The organism is Falsiroseomonas oryzae (assembly GCF_027856955.1).
Lineage (GTDB): Bacteria > Pseudomonadota > Alphaproteobacteria > Acetobacterales > Acetobacteraceae > Falsiroseomonas > Falsiroseomonas oryzae.
In genome coordinates this window covers 1-4,340 of sequence record NZ_JAPSMD010000440.1, presented here as the reverse complement: position 1 = coordinate 4,340, position 4,340 = coordinate 1, and the positions used below count along the sequence as shown (strand labels likewise).

The 4,340-nt window shown below is 73.0% G+C and carries 6 protein-coding genes; 2 read left to right on the top strand and 4 right to left on the bottom strand.

Features of this window, described 5'->3' with window-relative positions; genetic code table 11:
• Positions 1–103: 103 nt before the first annotated feature.
• From OZN99_RS26495 to OZN99_RS26480, 4 genes are all read right to left on the bottom strand, one after another.
• Positions 104–472: a response regulator gene (locus tag OZN99_RS26495; RefSeq protein ID WP_270938231.1), complete on the bottom strand. Its 369-nt coding sequence runs from the start codon at positions 470–472 to the stop codon at positions 104–106.
• A 23-nt stretch (positions 473–495) separates the two neighbouring features.
• Entirely contained in the window at positions 496–2,061 is a 1,566-nt protein-coding gene (locus OZN99_RS26490; protein ID WP_270938230.1) for a sensor histidine kinase, read from the bottom strand.
• Between the two features lie 145 nt (positions 2,062–2,206).
• The gene (locus OZN99_RS26485) at positions 2,207–3,115 is read right to left on the bottom strand and encodes a DUF6282 family protein (protein ID WP_270938229.1); all 909 of its coding nucleotides are present in this window, start codon (positions 3,113–3,115) and stop codon (positions 2,207–2,209) included.
• Between the two features lie 17 nt (positions 3,116–3,132).
• The gene (locus tag OZN99_RS26480) at positions 3,133–3,873 is read right to left on the bottom strand and encodes an amino acid ABC transporter ATP-binding protein (protein ID WP_270938228.1); all 741 of its coding nucleotides are present in this window, start codon (positions 3,871–3,873) and stop codon (positions 3,133–3,135) included.
• A 73-nt stretch (positions 3,874–3,946) separates the two neighbouring features.
• Here OZN99_RS26480 and OZN99_RS26475 point away from each other — a divergent pair, with 73 nt between their 5' ends.
• Together OZN99_RS26475 and OZN99_RS33465 are read left to right on the top strand one after the other, a co-directional pair.
• A complete protein-coding gene (locus OZN99_RS26475) occupies positions 3,947–4,207 on the top strand; it encodes a (2Fe-2S)-binding protein (RefSeq protein WP_270938227.1) in 261 nt (86 codons plus the stop codon).
• On the top strand, positions 4,126–4,340 hold a 215-nt coding region (locus OZN99_RS33465; protein WP_333779777.1), incomplete at its 3' end, for an FAD-dependent oxidoreductase. The genes OZN99_RS26475 and OZN99_RS33465, both read left to right, overlap by 82 nt.

Here is a 4,340-nt window from a genome sequence, read left to right as displayed (position 1 = left end):
CGCGCGACCGGCCTGCTGCTGCGGCGCGGCGCCGAACCCGGCCCCGCGGCGCGCGCGCTGATCGCGTTGCTGCAGCAGGGCATGCGCGCGGGATGAGCCGCGCTCAGCCGTCGAGCAGGCGGCGCAGCTCGGCCAGCACCGCATCCATGTCGAGCGGCTTCGGAAACAGCGCGACCGGCCCTTCGCCGTCGCGCCGGAAGGCCGCCGCGCCGCCTGCCGGCGCATAGCCCGTCATCACCACCACGGGCAGGCCGGGCGCCATCTCCCGGAGCGCACGGATCAGCCCCACCCCGTCCAGGCGCGGCATCCTGAGATCCGTCAGCAGCAGGTCGGGCATGGCCTCGCGCGCAGCCTCCAGCGCCGCCTCCCCGTCCGGGGCGAGTTGCACCTCGTAGCCCTCGCGCAGCAACTCGTCCTCGATCGCCATGGCCGCGAGCGCCTCGTCCTCCGCGACCAGAATCCGTCGTCCCAACGCGTACGCCTCCGCCGGTCAGCTCACGCCGCGACCGGGCTGGCCGCAAGGCGTCCCGCCGGCCCCGCGGCTTCGCACACGGCGAGTTCCATGCGGAAGCAGGCGCCACCGGTGGCCAGGTTCCACGCTTCCAGCCCGCCGCCCATGCCACGCGCCACGCCGGCGGCGAAGGGCAGCCCGAGGCCGACACCCCGCCCCGGCGGCTTGGTCGTGAAGAACGGGTCGAAGATCGCGTCGCGCGCCGCCTCCGCGATCCCCTGACCGCTGTCCCGCACCTCCACCACGACGCGCCCGGCCTCGCGCCGCAGGAACACGTCGATGCGCGCCGGTGCGTCGGGCTCGGCCAGCCGCCGCTCCACCACCGCATCGCGCGCATTCGCCAGCAGCTGCAGCACGGCCTGTTCCAGCCGACCCGCGCTGCCCCGCACGCCAAGCGGCTGCTCGTCGGCATGCAGGGCGAAGTCGATGCCGTCGGCGGCATACTGGGTCCCGGCGATGCGCAGCGCCGCGCCGACGGCCACCGCCGCGTCGAAGGCTTCGCCGCCGTCCGGCTCGTCGCCGGCCAGGCCACGGATGCGCGCGACGAGGTCGCCGGCACGACGCAGCTGGTCCTCCACGACAGCGACGGCGCGCAACAGGACCGTCCGTTGCGCCGCGGCCAGCGGCTCGGCGGAGGCCCGCGCACGGCGCAACCACAGCGTGGCGGTGTTCAGCGGCTGGCTCGCCTCATGCGCAAGCCCGGCGCACATGGTGCCGACGGTGGCGAGCCGCGCGCTCTGCACCAGCCCGGCCTGCAGGCGGCGAGTCGCCGTGATGTCGCGCGCCGAGCCCAGCAGACGTTCCACTCGCCCGTCCGGACCGCGCATGGGCACCAGCACGGTCTGCCAGCTGCGCCGTCCGGCCGGCAACTCGACGCCGATCTCGTAGTCCAGCGTGCGGCCCTGCGCGGCCGCCTGCCGCCAGCGCGGCAGCGCCTGCGCAACCAGCGCCGACGGCAGCACCTCCTCCGGACGGCGGTCGACGACGGACGCCGCATCCAGGCCGAGCATGCGCTCGAAGGCGGGATTGACGGATTCAATTTGGAAGCTGCCGTCTGCGCCGATCCGCAGTACGAAGACCGCCTCCGCCAGGTTGTTGATGAAGGCGGCAAGCCGCGCTTCGGAGGCGCGGGCGCGCACCTCCGCGTTGCGCCGCTCCTCCACCTCGCGCGCCAGCGCCGCCGGGGAGCGCAAGGCCAGGATGCGCGGCAGCACGGGCCACAGGGTCACCGCAACCACCACGGAGATCGCCGCCGTCACGGCCTTCACCAGGGCCTCGCCCCAGGGCATCGGCCGGAAGGCCGCATAGGCATGCACCAGATGCGTGGACCCGCAGGCCAGGATGAACAGCGCGAACAGGCCGAGCAGCCAGGGAAAGGCCAGGTCGCGCCGACGCAGCAGCACCACCAGCAGGGCCGCGGGGATCGAGAGATACGCCAGGCCGATCGCCCCGTCGGACAGCACGTGGAGCCATATCGCCGCGGGGTCCGGAAGCAGGCACATGGCGGGCGCCGCAGCCGCTGGAAGCGGCAGCGCCGTCGAGAAGGGCATGGGGCGCGTTGCCTCCCGCGCGATGAAGTGCCGACGATCTAGCGCGACCATGCAGCCTGCGCCGCATGCGGGTTGCGCACGGCGACGTGACTCACGTCGACTTGATCGGACTCCGGAACCCGAGGCGTTACCGAAACAGATGCGGTTACGGCAGGCCGAACAGCGCCGCGGGATTGGTCGAGGTCATCCGGCGGATCTCGGCCTCGGTGAAGCCGGCGCTCTCGACCAGCAGCAGGTATTCGCGGAACGCCTCGACGGGCGGCGGCAGCAGGAAGACGCCGGCGTCGGAGGAGAGGATGCAGCGGTCCCCGGCGGCGCGGATGCGCGGCGCGAAGTCGTGGATGGTGGTGGCGCCGGTGATGCGGTGCTTCTCCTCGTCCACATGGGTCAGGCCGACCTGTGTCGCATGGGTCAGGATGAAGAAGGAAAGTTCCACATAGCCGCCGAGGCCGACGATGGCGCGGATCTCGTCCTCGGCATAGCGCGAGCCATGGGTGCGCAGCCGCGTCACGCCGCGGCGCTTCGCCTCCTCGGCCAGCGCCACCGCCTCGTGCCCGGCGACGTGGCCGCAATCGAACACCACGTCCTTCGCGGCGCAGAGCTCCATGATGGCGGGCACCGGATCGGGCACGCGGCCGTTGCGGGGGACCTGGAAGGTGGTCTCCAGGAAGGCGGGGCTGCGGCCCTCGCGCTCTGCCACGTAGCGCGTGTGGTGGGTGGGCAGGCTGACGAAGCGGGCGCCGGTGCCCGGGCCGTAGCCGTAGCCGATCGCGGCCTTCGCGACCTCCAGCGTGATGCCGCCGGCCGTCGGCTGCATGATGACGCCGCCGAAGGCGTGGCAGCCGAGGTGGCCGAGCTCATCATTCGCCAGCGCGGCGAAGCCCGAGCTGTTCTGGAAGTTGCACATGATGCCGATGGCGCGCATGCCCGCCGCGGCGGCCTGGCGCACCGCCTCGAACACGTTGACGGAGCGGCCGTTCAGGTGCGGCGCGCAATGCACGTGGCAGTCGATGGCGCCACGCAACATGTGCATTCCCGGCGGTGTCCAGGCCATCGCGGTGGCTCCCTGTGTCAGTGTCTGAGGATCTTGGCTGTGAAGTCGCGCAGGCGAGGGCTCTCCGGCGCGTCGAAGATGCGCGCGGGCGGGCCGCTTTCCACGACGGCGCCCTGGTCCATGAAGACGACGGTGCTCGCGACCTCGCGGATGAAGGCCATCTCGTGGCTGACGACCAGCATGGTCATGCCTTCGTCGCGCAGGGCGCGGATGGCGTCCAGCACTTCCGTGACGAGTTCCGGGTCCAGCGCGCTGGTCACCTCGTCCAGCAGCAGGATGTCGGGCTTCAGCGCCAGGGCGCGCGCGATCGCCACGCGCTGCTGCTGGCCGCCGGAGAGCTCGTCCGGATAGGCGTGCAGCTTGGCGCCCAGCCCGACGCGTTCCAGCAGGCGCGTCGCCTCCGCCTCCACCTCGCGCGCAGCGCGCTTCTTCACGAGCGTGGGCGCGATGGCGACGTTGCGCAGGGCGGTCATGTTCTGGAACAGGTTGTACTGCTGGAAGACGATGGCGAAGCGGTCGCGCGCGGCGCGCAGGCTGGCGCGGCTGGCGTAGTCCACCGGTTGCCCGGCGACCGTCACGCGGCCGGCGCGCGGCTTCAGCAGCCCGACCAACGCGCGCAGCAGCGACGACTTGCCGGAGCCGGAGGGCCCGATCAGCCCGACCACCTCGCCCTTCTCCACCGCCAGGGAGACGTCGCGCAGCACGTCGGTGCGGCCGTCATGGCTGGCGCTCAGGTTCTCGAGGCGGAGGAAGCTCATCGCCGGGAGTGTCCCGGCGCGCGGGTGGATGCGTCAAGCCGGCGGGGCTAGTCTGCGCACCGTGAGCGGACCCTTGCGAATCGCCGGCATCGCGCGGCCGGCCGAGGTGGATTTCGTCTACGAAGGCGAGCACCTGCGCGCGCCGGTGGGGGAAAGCCTCGCGGTCGCGCTGCTGGCCGCGGGCGTGCGGCGGCTGGGCGAGGGTCCGGGCTCGCCACGCGCGGCCTTCTGCATGATGGGCACCTGCCAGCAATGCCTGGTGCGGGTGGATGGCCGGCTGGCGCAGGCCTGCCTGACGCCCGTGCGCGCCGGGCTGGTGGTGACGGCGGCATGACGTACGATGTCGCCGTTCTGGGCGCCGGCCCGGCCGGCATGGCGGCGGCGACCGAAGCGGCGCGGCGCGGGGCGCGCGCCGTGCTGCTGGAGGAAAGCCCGCAGCCCGGCGGCCAGGTGCATCGCGCGGCGCC

What these genes read in the sequence shown, in the direction of transcription:
- OZN99_RS26490 (WP_270938230.1), bottom strand. Translation starts at nt 2,061, where the DNA reads ATGCCCTTCTCGACGGCGCTGCCGCTTCCAGCGGCTGCGGCGCCCGCC.
- OZN99_RS26485 (WP_270938229.1), bottom strand. Translation starts at nt 3,115, where the DNA reads ATGGCCTGGACACCGCCGGGAATGCACATGTTGCGTGGCGCCATCGAC.
- OZN99_RS26480 (WP_270938228.1), bottom strand. Translation starts at nt 3,873, where the DNA reads ATGAGCTTCCTCCGCCTCGAGAACCTGAGCGCCAGCCATGACGGCCGC.